Raw genomic sequence first — 26577 nt, 5'->3', positions numbered from 1 at the left:
ATGCTTCTCTTAGTGGGTTATACGGACCCCTCTTGCTCCCCATGAGCTGTAAATCTCCGTTGCTGTTTCTAGCTGATCATAACACTAACTGATTCATTTCCTTCCGTCAAGATCACACCGACCTCCGAAAATCCAGTGTACACGGGCACTTATCAAGCAGCTGGGACGACAAAAAAAACCCGCATTAATGTGCGGGTTTAGAACTTATTGCTTTGTGTCTATCAAAGATTCAATTCTGCACCTGGTTGCAATGAGTGCAACCCCTTATGTCCTTCACCCAGCAACCTCGCCACAACCAGATCAGTTTCTTCTTTGGGTGCATGAACCAAAACCGCTTGTTTACTTGGCACTTCATTCAACATCATGCTTACATCGAGTAGTCCTTGATGAACTTTATAGCATATGTGCTGTACACTACATTCCGATACATTCGTTTCTTCATCTAATATTTTTCTGGCAAATGAACCACGTGCCGTATGACCTGTCAAAATAACTGCATGTTTCGACGACTGTGATAGTTGATCATAGTACCAGCGTGCTCGTGGGGACTCCATCATCCCATCCCCGGTAAATATAATGCTGGGCATATCTCTCGCCAATAACTGCATACGTTCTTGATCATCTGATGGAACTGTCACGTTACTGCTATTCAACACCTTATCCATTCGGCGCAGCGCATCTACACGGAGCCATTCTGACCAGTTCTTCATTCGCTCAAGTCCACGCCAAATCTCTTTCTCCACGATGATTTCATATTCGGAAAAATGTTCTGATGCCCAGACTAGTAATTCCTGGCCTCGACCAAGTGTAGGAACTGGTAACAACAAGTGTCCACCTACTTCAAGAACACGCTCAGCAGATTGCTTAAGTTGCTCCAACTTTACCTGTTGCGTGTCATTCTCCATACCATATGCATTGTCTACTATAGATAAATCGGCCATTAAATCTTTAGGAGAATCTGCGTCTAGTAATTGAGATTCACTGCTATAATCCCCGGAGAAGAATAGCCTGCGCTCTTCCATCTCTAGCATGAACCATACAGAACCGGCTAAGTGTCCACTTCGGCCCCATTTCAACTTCAAGTCATCACTCAGCTCGAACCATTCACCTGCCGAGGCATAATCCTCAAGAAATCGGTAGGTTATCGCCCCTACATGCTCGTCTTCGTAGGGAAGTTCTCCTCCACGTCTGATCACATGTCTACGCCAACTGTCAAAATAGTTCTTCAGTTGCTCCGCAGTTGCTCGCGTTGTCCAAATATCACCCTTATATCCGTGTTTATATAATAAAGGAAGTCCTATGGAATGATCCTCATGTGCATGCGACAAAAAAACTGCCGTTAATTGTGGAACTTCCTCTGCTACAAGAAGTGGGTAGATTCCTTCTCCCTCTTTCTTCACTCCACAGTCAAACATAATCCGGTTCTGTTCTCCGGAGAAGAAATAACAGGAGCGGCCGTGTTCGCCCGCTCCGCCCCAAATGTTTAATTTTATCATCAAGCATTCCACTTTCTTTTGGAGCCCAGGCTCTCAATAATTACAAGCATAACGGTGGTGAGCCCAACGGATACGACAGCCATCGCCATACCCAACGACACTTGTCCTTGTTCAAACTGAGCAAATATATACGTTGCTGAGGTCTGCACGGATGGTGGCAAAATTAACAACGAGGCCACCAATTCACGTGAGGCGATGGTGAACGTCATCATCCAACCAGCCAGCATACCGGGAACAATTAATGGTAACAGCACACGGCGGAACACATAATGTGGCTTTCCACCAAATACTTGCCCCGCCTGAAATAACGAGGAATCAATTTGGCCAAAGGCACTTTTAACATATTGCACCGTATAAGGAATAAACAAAATAACATACGTCAAAATGACCATACCATACGTGTTATAAAGTGGAATCGGCATCCAAGGCGAATTCCATAGCAATATCAATCCGACGACCATAACAATGCCTGGTACTGTATTCGGTAGTAGACTAAACAAATCAGTAGTTCTTTCCATACGGGTGCGTGATCGCCCAATGACAATAGCAAACCAGGTGCCGAGCACTACGGCAATCGTAGAGGCTGCAAGTGACAATAGCACACTGTTCATCAGCGATCTCATGCTGGCAGAACCCCAGGTCAACAGTTCTCGGTAATAATCCAGCGTAAAGTTATTCCAAGCAAGTCCTACTCCACGTAGCTTCATAGTTGAAGCTGCAATGATCGAGAAATAGGGTACCCCTATGGACAGAAGTAGCAACAAAACTACATAGATAACATAAATCCAAGTTCCCCTGCCTTGTGAATGCAAGGAGGCACGACGACTCCCCTTACCACCCACCAGGCTATATGTGAAACGACGACTCAGAATGGACTGCGCATACCATACAAGCAAACATGCGGTAAGCAATACGGATGCCAACGAAGTCGCCTTACCGAAATCGATCGGCCAACTTGAGATATATTTATGAATCTCCGAGGTCATGACTTCATAACCAATCCGTTTACCAAATGTAACGGGCGTTCCGAATTCAGCAATCGTTTTGACGAAAATGAGCATCGCTCCCATTCCATACGCTGATAGCAGTAACGGTGCTATGATGCACCGAAAACGATAGGTGAAAGGGGCTCCCAGCACAGCCCCAGCTTCCTCAAGACTACCGCCGATCCGCTCAAGTGCTCCGCGTAGCATGAGATATAGAAATGGAAACAAGTGCAGACTCATAATCGCGACCATCCCCCCAAAGGAGAAGAAAGCTGGGGTCACAGAAGAAAGTCCGGGTATAAGTTGCTCCAAGTACCCGTTTTTTTGCATGAACAGAATCCAACCCATAGAACCTATATAAGGTGGTGTCATGAATGGAATCAAAAAAACGATGTCCAACCAGCGCCACCGGGCAAGCCGGGTATTCACCATAATCCATGCAAGTGGTAATGCAAGCACCGTCGTACCGGCTATAACGCAAATTCCTAGCCAGATGGAGCCCATTAGAACTTTGAATAGCTCAGCGTCGGCCAAAGTGCGGAATGGAGCTGCCCACTGCAGCTCACCATCCCGATATACGCTTTGAACAAATATTTCAACCAAAGGGACAACAATCATAATCGTCAGTACAAATAATGCTAGGGCGATGGACCACGCTCGAAAGTGTCGCAGAGATGAAGGGTTCCTCATGATTACTTAAATAATTGTGTGAACTTATCACTCACTTCTGCTCCATGTTCATTCATCCATGACCAATCAACTTTGAGCAGTGGAATTTCATCCAGGTTAGCGCGATTCTCAGCTTTGATGTCGGTACGGCCTGGGAGGAGAGCTGCATCAGATACCAACTTCTGAGCTTCATCAGATAGTAAGTAATCAATAAATGCTTTGGCGTTCTCTTCATGCTGAGTTGATTTCATAATCGCCGCGGGACGTGGGCTAATCACAGTACCTTCCTTCGGATACACGATATCAACCGGCTCTCCCTTAGCTTTTGCCTTATAAGTCATGTAGTCAACCGCAGCCGCTACCATGCCTTTGGCACCTGTGATGACTGGATCCAGTGCTTCTTGATTGGCACCTGCAACAGCTACATCATTATTATTAAATTGCTCGAACAAGGACCAGCCGCTCTCTCCTTTGTCACTGATATAACCTGTTATGAAATCAAGGGCAGAACCCGACAATGTTGGATCAGGAATATTGATTTGCCCCTTATATTCTGGTTTCGTCAAGTCTTCCCAAGATGTTGGAGGGGTTGTAACAAGCTTCGTGTTATAAGCAATACCAAGGGCAGAAGCACTACTGCTAAAATAGTTCCCCTCTTTATCGGACCAGTCCGGGTTAAGCTTATCTGCATTCTTTGCTTCCGGGTAAGGTAGTGTCAACCCATCGTTCTTCAACCCTTGTGCAGAAGGGAGCGATGCCAGAATCACAACGTCAACGACCGGATTGGCTTTCTCCGCCTCCATACGTGCTAGAATTTTGCCTGTTGTTCCTTGGAACATTTCCACTTTCACGCCGGTTTGGGCTTCAAACCCTTCAATGATCTTGTTCGCTAGGCCTTCTGGTCCCGCACTGTAAACAACGAGTTTTTGATCGGTTGCTTGAGTGTTCGTTGCACTGTTATTTGCTGACGCCGAAGCCTCTTTGGCAGTCGAATTAGCATTACTTCCGCAGCCTGCCAACGTTAACCCCAGTGCCAGAGTCAGTGTAAGCGAAGTTCCCTTTTTCCATCCCATCTTAATCGAATTAAAATTAACCATCATTAATCTCTCCCTTTATTTAGATTCATCCAAGTGATGAAGGCGATGATGCGGTAAATAAACTTCTGTCTTCGTACCTACAACCTGTCGAGTATGGTGATACGCGGTCCATTGCTCTCCATGTCCTTCCGCTTTGAGCCTGAGTTCATAACGTTCGCCTACGTAGCTGACATGTGTGATCTCAACTTGATAAGAGTGACATTCTTCTTCAGTAGGCTCCCATAAAAGATGCTCTGGACGGAACATCGTTTGTTCTGGCACAAGCCAGTTTGATTTGCCGATAAATCTTGCTACAAAAGCATCTGTTGGTTTACCATAAACCTCTTCCGGTGTTCCCGATTGCAAGATGCAACCACTATTCATAACCACCACTTCATCCGACATGGACATCGCCTCAATCTGATCATGTGTGACATACAGAGCTGTAAGCCCCAGATCACGAACTAATGACATCATTTCCACGCGCATGTCCTCTCGTAGTACTGCATCCAGTGCGCTTAGCGGTTCATCGAACAACACTAGACGTGGCGTAATTGCTACGGCACGCGCAAAAGCTACACGCTGCTGCTGCCCCCCAGACAGTTGATGCGGAAATCTCTCTGCCATCCCTGTCAGCTTAACCTTGTCCAATGCTTCCATCACGGTTTCACGGATTTTGGAGGTTCGCTTCCCCGCGCGAAGTCCAAAGGCAACATTTTCAAATACCGTCATATGCGGCCATAGGGCAAAATCTTGAAACACCATCCCGAAACCACGTTGATGTGTTGGTACCGCTCTTTTCGCTGAACCGGAAAAGATCACCTCTTCACCCATCGAGATCGTACCCATATCCGGTGTTTCTAGCCCTGCAATCATGCGCAGAATTGTTGTTTTCCCGCAGCCCGAAGGGCCTAGCAGTGTCGTAAAGCTTCCCTGACGTACAGTCAAATCCGTCGGGTGCAAGGCAACAGTTCCACCAAAGGATTTACCGAGCCCGCGTATGTTCAAATCCATATCATTACCTTCCTCGTATGCTTTGGCGTTGTGCAATGTTTATCTTACAAATACAAGTTTACGTGTGAAATACGATGCCCGTGTTAAACGAATGTAAAGGCAGAATTAATTATTTCAATGAATACTGTTAACATTCATAGATTAAATCTATAGATAAGGAACAACGAAAGAGAGCGATGATCATGTTAAATTTGAATCTACTAAAGCTACATATCGTGGAGTTACTCGAAAAGCACAACAAGATTACAACTGTCGCAGACATCCTTGAATTAAAACAACCGACCGTCACCTTTCATATGAAGAACATGGAACGAGACTTCGGAGTCAAGCTGTTCGAATCGCGAATGGGAAAAATCATTCTCACAGATGCGGGCTACGCTCTGCTCCATTACGCAGTCAAAATCAATGCACTCGCCGCCGAGGCGGAGCGGGTTGTATTGGAGTTCGACACACTCCGCAAGGGTAGCATCCGCATCGGAGCAAGTTATGTTCCGGCTACTTATGTACTTCCCGCATTATTGCATAGGTTTGGTAAGGAGCATCCTGGAATCCAACTTTCTCTATTTGTCAAAACAGCTCCCGTGATCAAAAATATGCTAGAACACCATGAAATCGATATTGGCATTATCTCGACCGAACCCTTTTCTGCTCCTGGGTTGCTTACGGAAGCGATCTGTGCAGACGATTTGGTACTCATTTGTTCACCAACTCATCCATTGGTCTCTCTGGAAAATGTAACACCTGAACTAATTTCTTCCTTCCCCTTTGTTCTTCATGGCAAAGAATCCAGCACCCGTAGGATGACGGAGACATGGCTGGAACACCATGAGCGACGTCTATCTTCCTATCTGGAACTGGATTCACTTGAAGCTATTAAACAAACAGTTATGTTTGGGGAGCATGTATCTTTCGTTTCTCGCATGGCCGTTCAGGCGGAAGTCCAGCGCGGACTGCTTCAAATGCGCCCGATTCCCGGGAATCTGATTGAACGTTATGTATTTGCCGTGACCAATAAGGAACGGCATCGTTCCGCATTGATCAATCAATTCAGTAATTATTTGTTCTAACAAAAAAACGATCCACTTAGCATAAGCTTGGTGGATCGTTTGATATACATTGTTACTCTATATCAACTTGTGCCTATACCATTTATCGCCTTTGAACCGCCATGCGAACACAAATCCACGAATGCTCCATTCAGAGACCATGGCTACCCATACTCCCATAATACCTAAATTAAGAGTAATGCCTAAAATGTAGCCTAATATTACACGGAATAACCACATAGAAAGCAAGGAGGACATTGACGTAAACTTAGAATCGCCTGCTGCCCGTAATGCCGAAGGCATAACAAAACTAAGTGACCACAATATAGGTTGAGCAATCGCTATTAGTACCATCAGTGAGAATATGGTAGGAATCATTACCTCTGGTGGAGAGAACAACCTCACAATAAACGGGAATAATGGCATGATGATTGCCGTCACGACAACGAAGAACACCGTAGAAAGTCCGATAAATGATTTGATAAACTTCCTGGCATCCTCAATTTCTCTGCGTCCGATACACTGACCAACAACCGTTACAACGGCAATACTTAGCGCACTCCCGCCGATTTGAAATAATAACGATATGGAGCCACTGATCGCATTTACCGTAATCGCAACCGTCCCAACCTGAACAATAAACGTCTGTGTTAATAATTTACCACCATTGAAAAACATCTGTTCTGCAGCAAACGGAAGCCCGATGAACATTATTTTCTTGAGAATCGAAAAATTAAGTTTCAGGGCATTTTTTATTTTGAAGCGTAACGTTTGATTATACTTCAACAAATATACTAATGAAACAACCATTCCGAGAACTCTAGCTGAAATCATTGAAATAACTAACCCTATAACACCCATATCAAAAACCGTAATAAACAAAACATTTAGACCTAAGTAAGTTAGATTCATAATTAAAGATAAACCGAGACATGCTTTGGTCTCTGCAACACCTCTCAGCACACCACTTACAGCTTGAAAAATCGCAATAAATGGATAAGAGATACAACTACCGATGAGGAAAATCCTCGCATTTTCGAATATCTCTGCTTCAGCATTCCCAAATAGCAGGTTTAGAGTAGGTGTATGAAATACGATCACAAAAGCACTGATCGATAAAGATAATATCGCAACTGCGGATATGGCTTGCGCAGCAGCCTTCGATACCATCTCTTGATTCCCACTGCCTTTATATTGCGCCACAATGACGGTACCACCTGTCGCCACAGCAACAAAAACATTGACCAAGAAGATGTTAAGCGAATCTACCATACTCACCGCACTAACGGCTGCTACCCCTGAGGAACTGATCATCGCCGTATTCAACAAACTCATCAAAATAATAAAAGCTTGATCCACAAAAATCGGAATAATAATAGCGATAATTTGTTTATAATCCATCGTTTTGCCTGTAAAGTATTTATTCAATAAAAAAACCGATTTTCGGTTTATACTCGGCATTATTTTATTCACCGCATCATCACTTCTTTGCTAGGTTATGTCAAGATACATCGATAAATGTCGAATCACTCTTAATTATACCACTCCTAAACAGAACCGTGATGTGAAAAGTGTTGCTAAATTACAAAGTTTGGAAAATAAAAAAGACGAACCCCTTCTTCATAGGCTCGTCTCTCCTTTTCTACACAACCACAACTGTCTTTCTATTTTTTATCCACCTGAAGTAGTGTTATGTTCTTTAGCGAAAATGTATCTCTAATACTATCTTCCGAGATGACATTCAGTTTAATCAAACTAGCTACCTTGGATGAATCCGGCTTAGAGAGCATACGCCATACTTCGGGATCAGGCAGTGCTTGATACAGCTTGTTATCGTCGTATTCCTTCCGCACTTGATGTACAATTTTCACCCTATAACTTCCTACCTCAAGATCAGATACATCCTGCTCTGCACAATGATTCATGATTTCACTACGTAATTCCGCCAATTCTTGCTCTATCTCCTTGTGACTTTGCTTCAGTTGATAGTATCGTTTCACTTTCTTGTCCAATGTGTTCACGCTCCTCTTAGTACATATTTATGCTGAGGAGTATTCGCACATATCCAAAATCTCAAAATTCTATGAAGTTAATTTCGACCACTTATTAAATTGAACTATTCATTGTGATTATAGACTCCAAGAGCGAAAAGTTCTTACGATCGCTGTTGTCCCCAAATTTCTTGATTGAGCTGTTATAATGGTTGAAATTCGGGGACAAAGGCGAACGCTTCGCTTCTTCAGAATCATTTCGCTCTCTCCGCTATATCATCATGATTTATTTCAACATACCTAATTCCACAATAGAATCTCATCAATTAACGAATCTGAGGGAACTCTACCTCTGGGAAATCTGGACTCGGTCCCTCAAGCAGTTGACCTCCGGTTCCCTTTAGATGTTTGTCAAAAAAGTCGAGAACGTATTGGTTAACAATATACGCACCTCTGCTTCCTTCAATCTCACCTGTCATTCCCATCAAGTTTAGCAGACTTGAATAGAGCTGGAAGTCCGTAAAATTATAATGAGCCGTGCCTTTAATATCAATCAGAGTCCCCCCATGCTGAATAACTTGATTTATAATATCGTTTTCCTTATGCATGTTATCAATAAGCTTAATTAATTCCTCCCTGGTTAAGTTCATCTTCGTTAAGTCTTGATCTGAAATCTCCTTGCTGCTATTCTCCTGAATTTTAATGAAGTCCTCAGATTGGATGAACATAAACGGCTTGGTAATTTCATATTTGCTGTCCAAGTTAAATAATGAACCATCTAGATCAACTCCAGCTTTTAGTTCAGAAATTGAATCATATGCATTGAATGCCGTTGCCCCTCCGAAGGAATGTCCCATAACCCCGATGTTGCCCATATCCAATTTTCCATTAAATCGACTTTGGATACCGCCAGAATTTAATTCCTTCATCTGTTTTAAGACAAACTCAACGTCCTGTGTCCATACCTCCAGTAGTAAGTTAGAGCTTGTGTTTCGATCCATATCCATTTCGTCTGTGTTAAAACTGGTAACATGTCCATCTGGGAAAACGGTTGCTGCTGTATTGTAAGTATGGTCTATTGCAACAACGACATAACCATGGCTCGCCAAATTTTCAGCCTGTGAGGCATGTAATAATCTTCCTGTCCCCATACCATGATTCAGTATGATAACCGGATATGGTGTTTCAGAGGCTTTTACTTCAGCGTCTTCATAAGAGTTACTCTTCATATATTTCCAATAATCAAGCACAAATGGCGGTAAATTCAATGGTTCTGCGTATGCAGCTATAAACTTCTTAAATACCTTTTTATCTTCGGGAAAAAGCGGGCTTTCCTTGCTTCCCTTCGTTTGCCCAGCAGGATACCAAATTTGGACCATCAGTTCCCTTTTATCCGCTGGATCATCCGTAAAAGTCTCATCTCTGCGCTCATCCTTAAAGTAAAAACTTTGTGTTCCCACTTTGTCAGCACCAGTTGGAGTAGGAAGGTTGAATACTGGCAAATAAACAGACAAACCGATCGAAATAACAATTAGCCCTCCCATTAATAAGTAGCAAATATACGCCAGGGGACTCTTGGTTTTGTCCCGAGTTGGTGTATTCCGCCGTCTTAGCATAACAACGTTGATACTAATCACAGTGACGCAGTACACAAACAACATCTGCCATCTGTAACCTTCAATTATCAATTGCATAAACAAGGCAACACCACTAGCAGCAGACACAACAGCCCCCGTTAATTTGGTTAGCTTATAGCTAAATAAATGCACCAGCAGGAGCATACAGATTATAGTTAGCATCAATTCTAGCGATCTCATTTCGTACTCCACCCTTTTCATCGTTGATTCTTTAATACTAGTTGAGCAAGTTTAAGATCGAATACCGATTATGTTTAAATTTGGTTTAAAATAACTGGTTTCGCAGAGATGCAAATGACATTTTTTATCGCAACCTGCGATGAATTAAGGTACTATTCAATTTGGACATAGCGGTTTTGTCCAATCTAGAACAAGGGGAAATTTATCATGTGGTTTGTATTTGCTTTAATAACAGCTCTCGCTTGGGGAGGTGCTGACCTATTTTATAAAAAAGGTTCGGATCCTGATGATAGGTTCAGTCATATTAAGATCGTCATTATGGTCGGCTTGGTCATGGGGATTCATGCCACGGCTTATATGCTCATCAAGGGAATCACCTTTGATCCAACAGATTTGCTGCGATACTTGCCTGTATCTGCACTGTACATCTTATCGATGACGATCGGTTATATTGGCTTGAGATACATAGAGCTCTCAATTGCATCTCCTGTGCAAAATTCTTCCGGAGCCGTAACGGCCATATTATTGTTCATATTTTTCACTCACGAGCTCGGTGTAGTTGAAATTTTGGGTATATCCATTATCACCCTGGGCGTTATCGGAATTGCTATTTCGGAGAAAATCGCCGAACAACAGGCACTCCGACTTAGCTCCACCCTAATCGATAAAAAATATCAAATCGGCTTTATGGCCATTATCTTTCCGCTTCTATACTGTCTAATCGATGGACTGGGAACCTTTGCTGATGCAATTTATTTGGATGAATTAAGCCTGATCACTGAAGACTCCGCCTTACTAGCTTATGAATTCACCTTTTTCATTTGTGCCGTGGTGTCATTTACATATCTAAAGTTTGTTAAGAAACAAACGTTCAACGTTTTTAAAGAACGAAACAAAGGATTCGCCGCCATCCTAGAAACTACCGGCCAGTTCTTCTATGTCTTTGCTATGGCTAGTAATGCCATCATCGCAGCACCACTCATTGCCTCATACAGCATATTCTCAGTGCTACTATCCCGAATATTCCTCAAAGAGAAACTAAGTAAGGTTCAGTACACGATTGTTGTGGTTGTTATTCTCGGTATCGCATTGTTGGGTATTGCTGATGAACTCTGAATTATAGAAGTAGTTACATAAGATTCAAACTCTATAGTTAAACGAGAAAAGGCCTCTCCGAGACAACGGATCAATTCCGTCATCCAGGGAGGCCTTATTTAATTAAATCATTATGTCATTAGCTAACATAAATACAAATGCTCTTACGCAGCTTCTATTGCTGTGTTATCTACCTTCCCCCTACGGAAGCTGATATTGGCCTTCCCCGTATGGAGCTGATACATATGCCAAAATACATAAGGTACAATCAGGACGAAGTTTATTATACCCCAATACTTAAGCACCCCTGCGTTGTACCAGGAAGATGAATCCATAAGGGCTGGGAATAAATTAGGGAAGCATGCTCTAATAATTAAGTGAGTTGCTAAAGTATAAACTCGGGCAATAACGTATAGTTCAGGTCTTCCCTTAAGTACAGGATATAGCTCTGCGGCTAATAGAATACATACTGAACTTGCAAAATATACGGGGGATTCGCCATATACGAAACACGCATTCCAAGTCGTGTATAGAAAGTTCCATGCAATGGTTGTATATACTAATAGCTCGCCATTTTTACCCGCAAGTTTCCAAAAGTTACGCTTTAGTGGAAAAGGAATGGTTACACAAAGCAGAAATCCACAAGCAGCATTAAAAATATTTCCCAATGTGAAATCTTTGATCGTCGCTTCTGCAATATTAAGGAAAAGCACTCCATATAAGATCCACAGCACCCACTCCTTGCGGAGCGAATCCCAGAACTTACCCTTAAATTTACCCGCTAAACTATCGGCATTTGCTAGGCGTGAAAAACCCACAAAGATAGTTGGAAAAATGACACTGAGTATTTTGGACCATCTAAACCACCCAACAACTCCACCCATAATCCACATTGGAAAAGTGACAAGTGAACCAATCCAGAATACGTTGGCGAATTTCACATGCTCGCGCATATAACCAACAATCAACATAAGCAAACCAATATAAACAACCATGGATACCATGTATTGCCATAACGGAATTTGCATTTTACGCCCTCCTAGAGATATAAGTAGATGTAAATTTTTAGGTACATAACGAACGTTCGGTTTGGTTACATTGTATCCAGATTATACCACAATGTCAATCCAATAAATCCCTTTTAGACCCTTCATTCTATTGGTTGTGTCTGTATTAATATGGTACTATTATTGAAAGTTCTAACGAAGACAATACAAACAGGAAAAATTGCAGGATGGTGGTAGTTTTGATGAATAGTGATGGCAAAGAAAAGATATTGCAGGCCGCCCAAAGGGTAATCATTGCACATGGAATTACAGGTGCTACTATGCGAGGTATTGCACAAGAGGCAGGACTCAGTACGGGAGCCATATATCATCATTATAAAAATAAAGAAGAAGTACTTTATGATGTAATGGATAATAGTTTAAGTGAATCTACTCGGATCGCTGAGAAATCCAAAAATTCACAAGAGAATCATGAAGCTGTGATAGCAGAGATAAGGGATAATATCTTAAAAAGGTTTGAAAAACCTTCAGATAATAGATTACAGTTCTATCTTGCACAAGAAGCCATTATTGGAAATGAAGAGCTTAGATTAAAGTTTAAAGAGAAATATGAGGAATGGATCACTAGAACCGAGGACCTTATTAAACTCTTATACCAAAAGGAAGAAAATCGTTACAGTCGTGCCTTTGCTTCATTATTAATAGGTGCGATAGATGGTGTAGCACTTCAAATGGTATTGGGTTCAAACGTTTCATCTCCTGAGGATATATCTGAGGTCTATCACTACTTATTAAAAGACGGAATACCAAAATTTTTGGATTACCTAAATAGTCAGGACTTGAAACCACTTACCTAATAGCATGGAAACAGCGCAAAAAAGACAACCCCCTACTATAGGAGGTTCGTCTTTTTTTGCGGTTCATTTTTAATTGGTGAACCTCGAACAAGTGATTTTATTTATAAAGACAACGACAATATTTTATCCAAATCTTCGATCCAAGAAATAATGAAACCAGAGTTCTCCTGTAGTTTATGTGGATCCTTTTCATATCCCTGCAACAATTTATGCTGTCGTTCATAATAAATCTTCAGTTTATAAAGCTGACCTTTGTAGTCATCTATAGTAGAATAATCTTCTTTTTCTATTGCCATGGATAGTTGCAGCAACACACTTTGCATTTCATCCACGGACATCCCCGTTGTTTTTTTGAAATCTCTCAGAACCCATTGACGCTCGAAAATATTGCGTTTAAACCATCCTTTGTATTGCTCGGTATAGGTTTTAACTATTTTTCCTAATCTGAGCTTGTATTCTTGCCTTTGCTCTTCATTTAGCATTAATGTTGAACGATCTATTGTATTTTGAGTATAGACTCCACCATCCATCAGCGCCTGTATAGAGCCAATCTCCTGACCGTTATATTGTTTAGCCAGTGCAACAGAAATTGCAAATCCCGTGCCGGCTGCCTCTGCATCAAGAATCTGCCCTTCATTGTCTCTATAAAACTCTTCAGTTGACATATTCATAAGCCGAGCAATCGTTTCAATGCCCTTTTGAGCCGTTTTCGTTTTTACAAGGCCTGGTCCAATTGCGTATGTAATAATATTAGTGTCTTCCATTTCCCCGGCTAAAGTATTGCATAATTCAACTTGTGCTGTCTTGAACACTTCATACGCTCCCATATACGGCGCAGCACCTGAAGAGGGTACAAAAACAATCACACCTGCGTTGCGTTTGAGCATATCCGGTAAAAACTTCTGGATTAATAACACTGGAGCTCTAACATTTACGAAATAGCTCTGATCCCAGTCTTGAATACTCACAGACTCAATGGCTCCAAATGGTGTAACTGTTGCATTATTAAAAATCACGTCAACAGCACCAAATCGATTATTGATTGATAGCTTCATTATATCGAGTTCTTGTACATTGCAGATATCAATAGGATAGAACCACACCTTGTCAGTGTTCAGTTCTTTGTTAATCGCTGTCTGTGCTTGCATCCCTGTCGTTGTATCGATCTCAGCAATAACGACATTTGCCCCCAGCCAAGTAAGTGCTCTTGCCGCTTCGTAACCAATACCACCGCCTCCACCAGTTAAAAGGACAGTGACATTCTTCAAATGATCTCTTTTAAAATTGCTCTTTTCTATAAGCATACTTACCTCCTATGATGCCCTAGTGTCACACACATAGATAGATAACGTTCGCAGGGATGTCTTAAGCTACATAGCATCACTTCTAATGATAAATGCATATTCACTTTCATTTTCTCCCCAGGTACAGTTCAATTGAAAACCTCTGATTGAAGCACCTGGCTCATAATCTGCACTGTTAGAACTTAATCCTGTGGCTAAATTTGTATCCAGAACAAAAGATCCTTTTTTATTTTCCAATTCAAATGGAACTACTTTTATTTCTTTTTCCGTATATTTAATGTCACCACTTGCATCCAACACATAATCTAGCATTTCAATTGAATCTGGAGCAGCACCTTTAAACTCAATATGGAATTCTGCATTTTTTTTGATATAAGGAAGTTCTGAGGCCGATTTCTCCCTCATGATAGTCTGAAAGGTACCCTCCCTGTCATATTTAGCGCCATTCCATTGGTTAAGTCCAACCACATATTCTATTTCCGTATCGCCGGTAGTAATCACTATTTCCGGTGGTTCTTCTAATTTATTATTGCACCCAGACAAAAGAGTAATGAATACAACGAGTAAAGATGATAGTACAAGATTCTTCATTTGTTTTCTCCCCTTCACCTTTGTAACTACCATTTTTGCCATTTCGAAGTGTTTCAGCTTCTTTTAATAAGTATAACTGATCCATATCTATGTGCCAATTTTTAGGTGATTATATTCAATTTGTTACATCAGACCAACTTTGAATCCATCGCGCCAAGAAGTAAACTGAGGCTGCCAACCATATTTTAATGCTTTACTATTGGATGCCCCCCGTTCACCCCTGCCGCTTTCACTCTGAAACACAGGTGCTGGTGCGCTTATCGCATCCGCATAGACCGGCAGCCACTCCGTTCCGGGTGCAGGTTCATTATCCACGATATTGAATGTACCAGAGGGCCAATCTAATGCAAGATGTGCTGCACGGGCCGCATCGTTCACATGCACGAAGGAACTAATTCCTTCACTCGCAGCTAGTTCACCTTGCCGTACCTGCTCAGCAACAAAACCGTTTGTTGCATACCAAGTATCAGGCCCATAAAATAGTCCATAACGTAAAATGACATGCTCCGGCATTTCGGTCACCTTGCTCTCCAAAGCTTGAATCCCTTCGACTGTTGTTCTTCTAGGCATAGGGGCCTCTATATCAAGTGGCTCATCTTCTTTAGCTGGTTCCCCTCCGGGAGAATAAGCCCATGAGATGCTCTGCGCAATTATCTTACGAACACCAACAGCTAACGCCGCATCTACGAGATTACGCGTCCCTTCTTTCCGAATATTTGCATTATCTACAAAGTTACGAGCACTTAGGGCCGTCAGTTGATGAATAATAACTTCCGGTTGAATTCCCCTTATAATTTCAAATACTGCTTCACGGTCAAATATATCTACCGTTACTGGGAAGCCCCCCATATTCTTAATCACAGGAATATAATCCGGGTTTCGGATCAAGCCAGTGACTTCATGTCCGGCTTGGACTAACATAGTTACTAGTTCTCTTCCAACGATGCCGCTTGCTCCTGCGACTACGATTTTCATCCCGTTTTGGCCTCCATTTCAATCTCAGTTACTTTACGTACCCGATAATTAACCCCAATTACACCGGCAATAATTAATGCTGCACCAATGATATGATAAAACCTAAGCTGCTCGTTCATAAAGATAACTCCTGCCAATATGGAAATAAGGTTGCCCAGATTCACAAACATACTCATACTGGTGGCCTCAAGCTTAGATAACACGTAATTGGATAACAATGAAGAAACTAACGAAGACAATAACCCAATATACGCAATGGAAATGATAAACTGAGGATGGCTTAAAGGTTCAATGAATTCGTACATCGTCCCAGATATCACATGATTAGTAATCGATAATGCATTGAAGCTGACACATCCGAAGAGCATCATCACATAGCTCATTTGAAGTGCGGTAAATCCATCTCTTAGATACCTGGCAACTACACCATATAATGAAAGTAAAAATGCTGACAAGAGGAGCAGAAATATTCCTAAAGCACTCGTACCCTGTGCCGAAGCTCCGCCCATCACAATAATGTAGATCACCCCACCGACCGAGCACAACACAGACAGTTTCTGAATCCAAGTGGTTCTCTCTTTTAGAAAGAGTGCAGCAAGGATTAGAGTGAATACCGGCGATGAAGCTGAAATTATACCTCCGATAGAGGAAGTTGCATGCGTAAGACCAAAAGCTTGAACCCCGAAAAACGCTGTAGGATATACCAATCCGAGCGGCAACAAGCGTAGCCAATTGCGACCTTTCATATCTAACTTAATCCATCCTGCTAGTACAGGAATACCTAACGCTACAAACGAGATAGTAAATCGATAAGCAACGGTGTCGATGGGATCTGCGAAATTCAGGGCTATTTTCGTAAACAAGAAGGAGAAACCAATAATAAGTGCGTATAATAGAGCCAACAGATAGACCTTTTTGGGTCCCTTCATCTCTATTCCCACCTTTCTAATAACTTAGAGTTTGTCAAAGCTGGCCAGCTTGATGAACTCAAGCATAAGGTTTAAGCACTGACCTAACAATCTAAATATACACAAACTGTACCGATACAATTAATTATCAGGAGTGAAGCGCTATGAAGGAATATGCGAAAATAATGAACGATATCGAGCGAAGAATTGATGATGGAGAGATCCGCGGAGGTCAGAGGCTTCCGTCCATCCGCCAATTGGCCGAACATTACTCCTGCAGCAAAAGCACAATCATTCGTGCCTATTCCGAGCTAGAGAAACGCCATCTCGTCTATTCCATCCCACAAAGTGGATATTATGTAGTGCTGAAGAAGGTTGATTTGGAGCCTTCTGCTGGTCACTCTGTCATTGACTTTTCATCTGCAGCTCCTGACCCCAACCTATTCCCTTATTTAGATTTCCAGCATTGCCTTAACAAAGCCATCGATATGTATAGAAGTCATTTGTTTACCTACGGAACGCCACAAGGGCTTCCTTCGCTTCTTAATGTACTGAGTAAGCATCTCACTAACCACCAAGTATTCACTTCACCAGAGTATATTATGATTACTTCGGGTGTGCAGCAGGCACTAGCGATTCTATCAACGATGCCATTCCCAAGTGGCAAACGCACCGTACTTCTAGAGCAACCGAGTTATCATCTGATGATCCAATTACTTGGTAGTTATGGGATCCCAGCTAAAGGAATTGCTCGGTCAGAAAGCGGTATTGATCTAAATGAGTTGGAGCATCTATTCCGCACGGGGAATATCAAAATGTTCTATACGATTCCCCGTTTTCACAATCCCCTCGGAACGTCTTATTCTGAGAAAACCAAAAAAGCGATTGGCGAGTTAGCCAAGCGCTATGACGTATATGTCGTTGAAGACGATTATTTAGCTGACATGGAGACCGACACCAAATCCGATCCCATCTTTGCCTATGGTTCATCACATGTCATATATCTAAAAAGTTATGCGAAAATTTTATTTCCTGGCCTCAGGTTAGGTGTAGCAGTCCTACCTCCGGCTCTCCTAGACACCTTCAGTATGCATAAGCGCTTGTCCGATATTGATAGCTCCATGCTCTCGCAAGCCGCTTTGGAAATCTATATTCAGAGCGGAATGTTCGAACGTCGTAAGCAAAAAATAAAGACGACCTATTACAACCGAATGCAAAAGTTAAATCATGCGCTCGACACTTTCAATGATACCGATGATATCCATCACGCCCAGATTAGTTCAGGGGTCCACACTCATATTGTGTTACCAGAACAATTATACGTCCCTTCATTGATTAATAGATTAAGTAAAAAGGGAGTTATTTTAAAAGAGATAGAGCACTCCTATCTGCCTTCATTTGACCAGCAACAGTCCATGCTGAAGTTAAGTATAACAAAAGTGGTCGAGGATCAAATCGAGGAAGGTATTAGCGCACTTTTCGCAGAAATTAAGAAAGCACGTCGTTTGAGTTGATCTCAACAAAAAAGAGAGGGTCCTCCCCTCTCTTTGCTATATTTAAAAAGTCATATCACGCCCATGTCTTGCTAAATACTCTTCTTTCTCTTTATAATCTGGCATAATACTGCCGACACGTCTCCAAAATGATCGATCATGATTCATATGATGCAAATGACAAAGTTCATGGATGATCACATAATCAATAACTTCAATTGGTGCCATGGCTAGTCGATAATTAAAAGTTAGTTTCTTATCCGAGCTGCAACTTCCCCACTTGGTTCTAGACTCTACGATATCAATGGATTTGGGTTTTACTCTAAGTTCTATTTGATATTGAGTAACTCGTTCATTTATGATCTTCTTGCAGCTAGAGAAATAGAACTTCTTGAGTTTTATTTTAAGTTCTTCCTCATTCAAGTTCCCAATATCTATTAACTCATGAAGAGAATACTCTTTTCCAAGGTGAAGGAATTGGCCTTCGTCCTCATACTCTCTTGGCTGAGGAACCTTCCTAGCCTTCTCAATCGTTTGCAACTTCTCTAGTATCAATTTCCCATGCTGCTGTACAGCATTTATAATGATCTCTTCACTTGTGCCTTTAGGAGCTTTAACGGATATGATACCAAACGAATCTACCTGCAATGCAATCTTCTTTCTTTTCCCGTACTGGACATTAACCTCTATTATGTTATTTTCAAATTCAATTTTCATAAACACCATCGCTTCTACATGTTTTACTGAACCCCCATTCTATCATGATTTCGTTCAGACTTAGCAGGTATTTATTTGTTATCTTAAAAGGGACGTAGCACTCACATCACATCTATAATCTCAAAAAGAGCCTCATTAAACTTTTCCTTTTGGTCAAGCATCGTGATGTGGCCTGCATTTGGAATAGAATAAAATTGCTTGATGGGTGCTTCGACCGTAGAAAAATAATCTTGGGCTAGTCGATAAGGTGTCTGCCAGTCATCCTCGCCATGGATATAAAAAACAGGTGTTTCATATTTTGTACTGATTGCCGCTAAATCGAATGTTTGAATGAGATAATTCAAAATAGCAGACTGGCCCGTTTCAACCACACCAGAGCTTAGTAAATACCTTGTATCTCTTAACGTATAAAATGGGGAGCAAAATACGTTCCACACCAACTCTGCTGTAGGACCAGCAGCTAGCTTATACTTAACTTGCAGCTTGCGAAATTTTACCATCTTCTTTTTCATTTCATCATTGTAAATGGTACCCGGATATGGGCTTAGTGCAGTAAGCGCCTGATAATCCCTCTGATTTCCTGATCCTTTTATGTACTCTAGAGCTCTTTCATAACTAACATTTTCATTTCTGAACATATTAACGACCTGTCCGACGCCAATGTACCTTAACACCAAATGTGGATATTTCAACGTGAACAGGCTTCCCATTACAGAACCCCACGAGTGTCCCATAATGATAATTTTTTCTTTGTTGTATTTAGCTTTTAAGTATTCAACTATCTCATATGTATCTTGGATTACTTGATAAATCGTTGTTGTTGGGTTGACTTGTTTTGGATTATTTTTATAATAGGTTTTACCGCAGTTTCTCTGCTCCCAGTGTACAACAGTTACTTTATTCTCCCACGGTACCTGAAATTCCTGAGCAAACGGTAACATAGGAGATCCCGGGCCACCATGCAAAAACAACAGCACTGGGTTTTGAACATCTTCCCCTCGATGATGCAGATATTGCTGGATCCCTCCAATGGCTACAAATTCCCCATAGTCTACTCCATTTGCTGAAGTAATTTTTATTTCTTTCGCGCGTTTCTTTTTCAAAATGTACAGTGTGGAACAAAAACAAACCATGATAAGTACGAACACCGCCAAAACGCTCAATAAAATTTTCATATAACCTCCTCAGCCCTCTATCCCTTGTGACAAATAACCAGCAATTGAATCAACCATAATATTTAGGGCTTGTTCTTTGCTTTCTCCACCATTGTAGTTATCCTGTGAAGCAATAAACTGCAGACTATCCATCAAATAGGCAAGCACTTTGAAATCACAATGGGATTCACGAATTCTAAAGGCGGCTAGTGTCTGGCTAAAATAATCATTTGCCTTCGCTTGTTCCCATTCTTCAACAGAACTTGGGAGCTTGCGGAACAAATATTCCATATCCGATGGCTTTACATACAATGCGAGACTATCCGGTGCCAAATAAATTTCCTTTAGTACTCTTACGAGTCCTTCTTTGGCATTTCCCTTATCAAGCTGAACGGCTATTACTCTATCAAACAGTTTTTTCTCACTCTTTTTGATAACGGCATAGAGAAGTTCCTCTTTTGAATTGTAATAAGCATAAAAGGAACCTTTCGCTATATTTACAGCCCTTGCGATATCTTCAACAGTAACCCGTTTAACACCCTTTTGCTTAATTAGCTCGACTCCATTTATGTACATGGCCTCTATGTCAATAGTGATTGGGCCCTCACTCGATCAAATCCATCACATCACGTCGCATGCTTTGCGGCACTTCTTTAGTTGGTTTGCCCAAACGAACGAGCACCTGAATGGTACCTCCATCTGAAGCATAATCATGATGAATACTGTTGTAAGGTTCTTTCATCTCAGGGTATTCCTCCAGAGCCTGACTTAGTGGTTGCACAACAAATCCTAAACGGTGAGCTGTCAGTGTCAATTTACTATACAGCATGCCGCTTTGGATCTGACTAGAACGGCTATTATCCTTCGTAATAATCATGGCATAGGCGGGTGTATTATCCACCGATGTCTGGGCCGACTTAATAAACATATCCGCTGCAGCTTGCCCACTGTTCATCGATGGAAAAAGCGTAACCAAGCCCTGCATAAGATGCCGCATAAGCCCTGATGTCCCCTGCCCTTCGACAGAAAAGCCATACCGAAACTTATTCTTCTGGTATTCGTTAGCACGAAAGATGATTTCCGATTCCTTCATCACACGAGTCACGCCTGCTTCAATGGTTGCCGCCTTCATTGCATAACTGCCCAGTTTATCTACGTTTTCTTTGTCCTGAAAAATCTTTATCGCCATATTCATGTCCGTGGTGAGGTTGATCAGTTGATCTATCTGTTCAGAGGTTAACTTGGTCGATTGATAAGCCACTCGGTTTGTATCTGGCAAAAATATAGGGTCATAAAGGGGACTACTCAGAGGATTGTCTTTCGTCAGCGTGATTTTTGCAACGGGTGTAGTATTCATGCTCTCTAGCAGCTGTTGTTCGTCATAGTCACCTTGTGGAAATAGCTCCACTGTAGATTTATAACCTAATTCATCCCCGGCGATTTTGACATATTCCAAAAAGGTACCCTGCGTAACCATCATCTGCCGTGCAAATGGGTCTACCTCGTTAGTAAGACGGTCGCTGTCAGCGTATAAGTAAAATGCAAGCGGATTATCTCTGTCCAGCCTTATCTTCCACGGTTGCATGTTATGTCCGTTTGCAGCTAACAGACCGTGAGCTATAAGGCGAATTCTTGGATCTTCAAATTTTTGCGAGTACTTTTTTCCCCAGGGTTCTAGATATTTGGGCGACTGGAAAACCCCACTTATGATGAACAAGGATGCAACAGCAATGATTAATAAGAGACCTATACTCGAAATAATAATAGTCATTGTTTTCTTCCCCTTCTTCTTACTCATCTAAGACTACCTCCACTTTCAGTTTGAATTGACCTGATGATAAGTTGAAAAGCTGCTGATAACAATTCTTCCGGTTCCGTCCGGTGATAATTTTTAATATATTTTTCTTTTTTCTTTGCGATATTGAATACACCGATCATGCACGCCCATAATACTAGAGCAGTTTGTACAACATCCAATTCTCCACGGATAATCCCTTCCGCAATCCCCTTTTCCAGCGCTCCGGTCAGATGCCCCAATAGTTCTTCTCCAAGTGCATAACACTCTTCTTGTGATTGAACGGGAACCCCCTTTTGAAAGTCGAGTTCACCATTTTCATACTCCATAATGGCACTGAAATATTCTGGATGTTCCATGCTGAACCGATAAAGCGTCAAAGACATCTGTTCTAGTTCCGCAATCGCATGATTTGCATTTTCCTTTGGTGCGTCAGTCTTCAGCATAGCGATTAACAACTTATATCCCCTTGTCATAATTTCAAAATAGATCTGCTCTTTACTATTGAAGTAGACATACACTGTTCTCTTACTGAACTCCGCCTCTTTGGCTACATCATCCATCGTGGCATGATCATATCCCTTTGTGAAAAAGATTCTTTCTGCTGCATCTATGATATCGTTCCTGCGGATTTCCTTTTCCTTCTCCTTGCGATCATGGATTCCCAATCGTTACACCCCTCGGATTCACTATAGTGTTGCGAAGTAAACTCACAGTTTACTTTAATGTATGTTACGCCCCATAGTTTGTCAATATATTCCTTTATGAAGGCAAATAAAAAACAGATCCTCCTTCACTCAAGGTGGACCTGTCATATATTATGAATCATTTATCCGAGCTATTTACTCACACAATTTCTACCTTTTTTCTTCGCACGATATAAGGCGGTATCCGCCGCTTTCATGACGGCATCTGGATTTTTATACTTTTCACTTTTTTGGGAGACCCCGATACTTACGGTTATGTAAAGTTGTTTTGAAGATTTTGAACTTTTGGATCTACTCTTTGAGTTCTTTCTGGATCTACCTTTCCCCCGTAATGTGAAAGCCCGCTTTGATATTTTATCTCTTAGTTCTTCCAGATGAGGAAGTACATCATTTATACTTTTGCCTGGGAACAGAATCGTGAACTCCTCACCACCATAGCGGAAGGATTTCCCCCCACCCGTAACATCCTTTATAGTAGAAGCGACTAGCTTCAACACCTCATCCCCCGTATCATGACCATGGGTATCATTAAATTTCTTGAAATGATCAATGTCCAGCATCGCAATAACATAGTTCATGCCCAATTTCATCATATCTTGCTTAAGAGCCCTCCGGGATGGGAGACCTGTGAGTTCATCGGAAAAGGCCATGGAATACGAATCTTGAATGATTGAGGTGATAAGAATAATCCCAGAAATCCCGAAAAATATAGGATACAGTATGGGGTTATCGTTATGATGTAACACAAAAAACAGGGCAAATAATACACCTATAAAGGAAATATCCTGCGATGATCTATATGAAAATTGCCTAACGATAAGGATGATTAGAGCAGCTATAAAGGCTAAGATTGATACCTGAGATATGGAAGTTACGGTATGTAGATTCACTGGTACTATGTCTTTATTTATCAGGCTCAGGAACTCTCTTTGTCCTGGTTTGATAAGCCAATAGGAGAGTAGGACCTGAGATAGAATAAAGCCTATCCGAATAATCCCCCATAAACTTAAGATACCCCGTTCTTTAAAAAAGGAAAATATTGCAATGTTTATAGGAATCAACAAACAAATGATCGAATAGATATCAGCCACTTGCACTGATTTACCCATAGTCTCCGGCAAATATGTAATTGAAGCTAAACTTAAAGTAAGAATAAAGAGGATGAATAACTCTCTACTACGATTAAACTTCCAAGCGATGGCGCCGCCTATGAGAAATATGGCATAAGGAGAAAGTTCGATTATATCTAATTGTGGCTTTGACATGGTATTAGTCTTTGTAAAAAATATATAAGCTAGAACTATTAAAACAAAGGGTAATAAGATCAATAAAGCAGTTTTAATCATCGTCTTCAAGTTGCATAATCCCCTTCGTGCGTTTGTCATCTGTCCATTAATATTATCGGCTATAACGAGTCACTAGCTTATACTTCATGTTGGGGTTCACATAAAATCTACGTATTCTTGAATTTAATTCAACAGAAATAATCCCCATCTTGAGAAGGGGATTATCTGGCTCAACACCAACATCAGTGCTTGAAAAAAGTATAACGCAGATCAATAACCGCTCCGCGGACGGATTATCCTTACGATCGCTGTTGCCTCCGAATTTATTTGATTATATCGCTTATAGCGGTAAAAATTCGGAGGCAAAGCGTATTCTTCCGAAGTAGCTTTCCTTTGGAAAGCTTTTAGGCGACCGCTCCGCTTCTTCAGGACAATTCCGTCCTCTCCACTATGATCTACATATACTTCTTCAATTAACAAGCACTGATTACTGTTTAGAGCCGATTATCTTTTAGGATTATTCATTCATTCTTTATAATGCAAGTTCATAAACCCGTACTTCATGCAATCTATAACACAGTGGAAGTAATTCACTTTTTCTTTCGATAGGTGCTTCGAAATTGATATTTCTTATCCCGTAGATGTCCCCTACACTATCAAGATTAAGATACTTTTTAATCACATCATCTTCTTTTAAACCTTTGATATAGGCGTTTAAGTAGGCTTCTTTCATCACAAACCCTTGCTTTATGTACCATCTATTAGAAAGCTCATCATCTTGAGTCCACACCTCAATACGATTTATTCCGATTTGTAGCAGTCTCTCTTTAATAGACTCAAGCAACCTTGTTGCAACTCCCAAATGTCTATACTCTGGAAGAACTCCTAAATGCCATATTGTAGCGCCTATACCACCCTTTAAATAACAGACGTCACCTATAGATTCCTCATATTCAACATCAATGAATCCAACAATTGTTCCATTTTCTTCAGCAACGAGACAAATAGACGGTTTTTCATAAGTCTCTTTCTCTCTTCTAATATCGTCAAAATAAGAGCAATCCAAAAACGAAATAACTCTACATCTTACCCAACCTGTTTCATCCTGTTCCTCATAATCTCTAATTATCATTTTTTGCTCTCCTTAAATCAGGACGCTTATCCTCACTTATTTCTTCTTTTTCTTTTTTTCTTCAGCAAGTTTAATATTCTCGTCCACTCTGAATTTAACGATTTTACTTATTAATTCATAAGGTAGTGGCTTTTCTAACGGAAACTGCACTGACCCTTTTGCTCCCTTATATTCCGCTAGTTCTTCTCTAAAAGCATCAATTCCACTAGGGGTTGGATAAAATCCAATATGATTCTTGTAAGCAGCGAAATGCACCAGATTTCCATGCAACGCAAAAGTAGGCATTTGATAACTCATCTTTTCCTCTGCACCAGGTGCTGACTCTTTAATCACTTTTCTTAATGACTCAAGTATGGTCTGAACCTCAGGTGTAAACTTTCGAATGTACTCATCAATCGACTCACAGGTAACTTGGTTATCTTCCATGATTTTCTCCCCTCGTTATCTTCAATTATGATTCCATTTGCTCAATAAACTAACCAATTGTCTCGTTAGATATGGCGAAACGTCGCCTATTCCGGCTACTGTTTCTAGCAGTTCAAAGGTGTGTCCACCCCACGGACCTTGTGGATCAAATACTTGCCTGCCGATTCGCAATCCCGCTGGATCAATAAAACTACTTAACTGTTGTATTCCTTCATTTAGTAATTCGGTAGGTAGTGGTTTGTTCCTACGCCGGGACCATTCTACTAAGAAGGACATGCCCCGCAATATATCATATTCAAAAAATCTCGGAAAGCACGGCTTCAACCATTCCGTATCGATGATGTTGCCGCTTTGTTTGGAACATACTAAACGATGCTCGATTAAATAACGTGCGCCTTGATCCAAGAAATCGGCTTCCTGCACAGTAAATGCACGGTTCGTATAATACAGAATAGCCTCAAGCGGAGGTAATGTTGAAACGATAGAGCTCTTATTAGAATGAGTATAGGCATCCGGATCGCAGTTTAGTCCTCCATCCGACAGCTGATGTTGTAGGAACCATTCGCGAATCCACGGCAACTCTTTGTCCAAATCACAGCCATAGGCCATCAATATCATATAGAATACCGCAAGCTCACAATGACAACAATCCATCTTTATTTTATCAGTTTCACTTGTTGGATGATCGTCGGCGGATATGATAAATACCGGCCATGTTTGAGTTTCGAGTATCTTTTTTGCTTTGGCAATAGCGGACCCCGGAATTTGCTTCACTTCCCCCATCTCATAGAGAGCAGCCATATGCCACCAGGCGCCGTTCCACTTTCTGCGACTGTCTTCGCAATTTTCCATAGCTAAATCCGGAGTAGATTCAAGAAATCGTATAGACTCTTCGATTGCATGTTGAATATGATCCATGAAAATAACCCAGCCTTTAATAATATTTATTAACGTTCTGTTTCCCCTAAAACCAGCCTTTTTTACACTCTACACTATGACATAAATATTGGAATTATGATAGGAGATGTTCTATGG

The 26577-nt window shown here is 41.3% G+C and carries 25 protein-coding genes; 4 read left to right on the top strand and 21 right to left on the bottom strand.

Annotation, left to right across the window (positions count from 1 at the left end; all coding sequences use genetic code 11):
- Positions 1-221: 221 nt before the first annotated feature.
- The 4 genes from NST85_RS05370 to NST85_RS05355 are packed head-to-tail and all read right to left on the bottom strand — an operon-like array spanning position 222 to position 5241.
- Entirely contained in the window at positions 222-1496 is a 1275-nt protein-coding gene (locus NST85_RS05370; RefSeq protein WP_341188758.1) for an MBL fold metallo-hydrolase, read from the bottom strand.
- Positions 1496-3172 (bottom strand): ABC transporter permease, encoded by a 1677-nt coding sequence (locus tag NST85_RS05365; protein WP_341188757.1) that lies wholly within the window; start codon positions 3170-3172, stop codon positions 1496-1498. Before NST85_RS05365 ends, NST85_RS05370 begins: the two co-directional genes overlap by 1 nt.
- A gap of 2 nt (positions 3173-3174) precedes the next feature.
- Complete coding sequence (locus NST85_RS05360) at positions 3175-4248, bottom strand: ABC transporter substrate-binding protein (protein ID WP_341191075.1); 1074 nt, start codon at positions 4246-4248, stop codon at positions 3175-3177.
- Between the two features lie 15 nt (positions 4249-4263).
- Entirely contained in the window at positions 4264-5241 is a 978-nt protein-coding gene (locus NST85_RS05355) for an ABC transporter ATP-binding protein (protein ID WP_127192928.1), read from the bottom strand.
- Positions 5242-5423: 182 nt separating this feature from the next.
- Here NST85_RS05355 and NST85_RS05350 point away from each other — a divergent pair, with 182 nt between their 5' ends.
- Positions 5424-6308: a LysR family transcriptional regulator gene (locus NST85_RS05350; protein ID WP_341188756.1), complete on the top strand. Its 885-nt coding sequence runs from the start codon at positions 5424-5426 to the stop codon at positions 6306-6308.
- Between the two features lie 57 nt (positions 6309-6365).
- Here NST85_RS05350 and NST85_RS05345 read toward each other — a convergent pair whose 3' ends face one another.
- The 3 genes from NST85_RS05345 to NST85_RS05335 all read right to left on the bottom strand — a co-directional run bounded on the left by NST85_RS05345 (position 6366) and on the right by NST85_RS05335 (position 10095).
- Positions 6366-7748, bottom strand: coding sequence for an MATE family efflux transporter (locus NST85_RS05345; protein ID WP_341191074.1), 1383 nt, complete (start codon positions 7746-7748; stop codon positions 6366-6368).
- A 203-nt stretch (positions 7749-7951) separates the two neighbouring features.
- Positions 7952-8299, bottom strand: a complete 348-nt coding sequence (locus NST85_RS05340; protein ID WP_127192930.1) for a hypothetical protein — start codon at positions 8297-8299, stop codon at positions 7952-7954.
- Between the two features lie 305 nt (positions 8300-8604).
- Positions 8605-10095: an alpha/beta hydrolase gene (locus tag NST85_RS05335; protein ID WP_341188755.1), complete on the bottom strand. Its 1491-nt coding sequence runs from the start codon at positions 10093-10095 to the stop codon at positions 8605-8607.
- Between the two features lie 207 nt (positions 10096-10302).
- On the opposite strand from NST85_RS05335, the gene NST85_RS05330 reads away from it, so the two are divergent.
- Positions 10303-11211, top strand: coding sequence for an EamA family transporter (locus NST85_RS05330; protein ID WP_341188754.1), 909 nt, complete (start codon positions 10303-10305; stop codon positions 11209-11211).
- Positions 11212-11354: 143 nt separating this feature from the next.
- Here NST85_RS05330 and NST85_RS05325 read toward each other — a convergent pair whose 3' ends face one another.
- Positions 11355-12218: a hypothetical protein gene (locus NST85_RS05325; RefSeq protein ID WP_246054166.1), complete on the bottom strand. Its 864-nt coding sequence runs from the start codon at positions 12216-12218 to the stop codon at positions 11355-11357.
- Positions 12219-12439: 221 nt separating this feature from the next.
- On the opposite strand from NST85_RS05325, the gene NST85_RS05320 reads away from it, so the two are divergent.
- Positions 12440-13054, top strand: a complete 615-nt coding sequence (locus NST85_RS05320) for a TetR/AcrR family transcriptional regulator (RefSeq protein ID WP_307401472.1) — start codon at positions 12440-12442, stop codon at positions 13052-13054.
- Between the two features lie 101 nt (positions 13055-13155).
- Here the strand turns inward: NST85_RS05320 and NST85_RS05315 are convergent, their stop codons facing one another.
- The 4 genes from NST85_RS05315 to NST85_RS05300 form a co-directional block, all read right to left on the bottom strand.
- Positions 13156-14358 (bottom strand): SDR family NAD(P)-dependent oxidoreductase, encoded by a 1203-nt coding sequence (locus NST85_RS05315; RefSeq protein WP_341188753.1) that lies wholly within the window; start codon positions 14356-14358, stop codon positions 13156-13158.
- A 66-nt stretch (positions 14359-14424) separates the two neighbouring features.
- Positions 14425-14991: a hypothetical protein gene (locus NST85_RS05310; protein ID WP_341188752.1), complete on the bottom strand. Its 567-nt coding sequence runs from the start codon at positions 14989-14991 to the stop codon at positions 14425-14427.
- A gap of 81 nt (positions 14992-15072) precedes the next feature.
- Positions 15073-15924: an NAD-dependent epimerase/dehydratase family protein gene (locus NST85_RS05305; RefSeq protein ID WP_127192937.1), complete on the bottom strand. Its 852-nt coding sequence runs from the start codon at positions 15922-15924 to the stop codon at positions 15073-15075.
- Entirely contained in the window at positions 15921-16853 is a 933-nt protein-coding gene (locus tag NST85_RS05300; RefSeq protein WP_341188751.1) for a DMT family transporter, read from the bottom strand. Before NST85_RS05300 ends, NST85_RS05305 begins: the two co-directional genes overlap by 4 nt.
- A 143-nt stretch (positions 16854-16996) precedes the next feature.
- Between NST85_RS05300 and NST85_RS05295 the strand changes: the two genes are divergently transcribed.
- The gene (locus tag NST85_RS05295; protein WP_341188750.1) at positions 16997-18346 is read left to right on the top strand and encodes an aminotransferase-like domain-containing protein; all 1350 of its coding nucleotides are present in this window, start codon (positions 16997-16999) and stop codon (positions 18344-18346) included.
- Positions 18347-18388: 42 nt separating this feature from the next.
- Here the strand turns inward: NST85_RS05295 and NST85_RS05290 are convergent, their stop codons facing one another.
- The 9 genes from NST85_RS05290 to NST85_RS05250 form a co-directional block, all read right to left on the bottom strand.
- The gene (locus NST85_RS05290; protein ID WP_341188749.1) at positions 18389-19042 is read right to left on the bottom strand and encodes a M48 family metallopeptidase; all 654 of its coding nucleotides are present in this window, start codon (positions 19040-19042) and stop codon (positions 18389-18391) included.
- A gap of 101 nt (positions 19043-19143) precedes the next feature.
- Positions 19144-20217 carry an alpha/beta fold hydrolase gene (locus NST85_RS05285; RefSeq protein ID WP_341188748.1) on the bottom strand — a complete coding sequence of 358 codons (1074 nt, stop codon included), beginning with the start codon at positions 20215-20217 and terminating at the stop codon, positions 19144-19146.
- A gap of 9 nt (positions 20218-20226) precedes the next feature.
- A complete protein-coding gene (locus NST85_RS05280) occupies positions 20227-20772 on the bottom strand; it encodes a TetR/AcrR family transcriptional regulator (protein ID WP_341188747.1) in 546 nt (181 codons plus the stop codon).
- Between the two features lie 28 nt (positions 20773-20800).
- Positions 20801-21994, bottom strand: a complete 1194-nt coding sequence (locus NST85_RS05275; RefSeq protein ID WP_341188746.1) for an Acg family FMN-binding oxidoreductase — start codon at positions 21992-21994, stop codon at positions 20801-20803.
- The gene (locus tag NST85_RS05270; protein WP_341188745.1) at positions 21991-22659 is read right to left on the bottom strand and encodes a TetR/AcrR family transcriptional regulator; all 669 of its coding nucleotides are present in this window, start codon (positions 22657-22659) and stop codon (positions 21991-21993) included. Before NST85_RS05270 ends, NST85_RS05275 begins: the two co-directional genes overlap by 4 nt.
- A 170-nt stretch (positions 22660-22829) precedes the next feature.
- Complete coding sequence (locus NST85_RS05265; RefSeq protein ID WP_341188744.1) at positions 22830-23963, bottom strand: GGDEF domain-containing protein; 1134 nt, start codon at positions 23961-23963, stop codon at positions 22830-22832.
- Positions 23964-24516: 553 nt separating this feature from the next.
- Positions 24517-25116, bottom strand: coding sequence for a GNAT family N-acetyltransferase (locus NST85_RS05260; RefSeq protein WP_341188743.1), 600 nt, complete (start codon positions 25114-25116; stop codon positions 24517-24519).
- A 36-nt stretch (positions 25117-25152) separates the two neighbouring features.
- Positions 25153-25542: an iron chaperone gene (locus NST85_RS05255; RefSeq protein WP_341188742.1), complete on the bottom strand. Its 390-nt coding sequence runs from the start codon at positions 25540-25542 to the stop codon at positions 25153-25155.
- A gap of 21 nt (positions 25543-25563) precedes the next feature.
- Positions 25564-26460, bottom strand: coding sequence for a hypothetical protein (locus NST85_RS05250; protein WP_341188741.1), 897 nt, complete (start codon positions 26458-26460; stop codon positions 25564-25566).
- Positions 26461-26577: the final 117 nt, after the last annotated feature.

It is taken from the genome of Paenibacillus sp. FSL K6-2524 (assembly GCF_038005525.1).
Lineage (GTDB): Bacteria > Bacillota > Bacilli > Paenibacillales > Paenibacillaceae > Fontibacillus > Fontibacillus anaericanus.
Note: the sequence above shows the minus strand (reverse complement) of the source record. Positions and strands in the feature narration are given on the sequence as shown.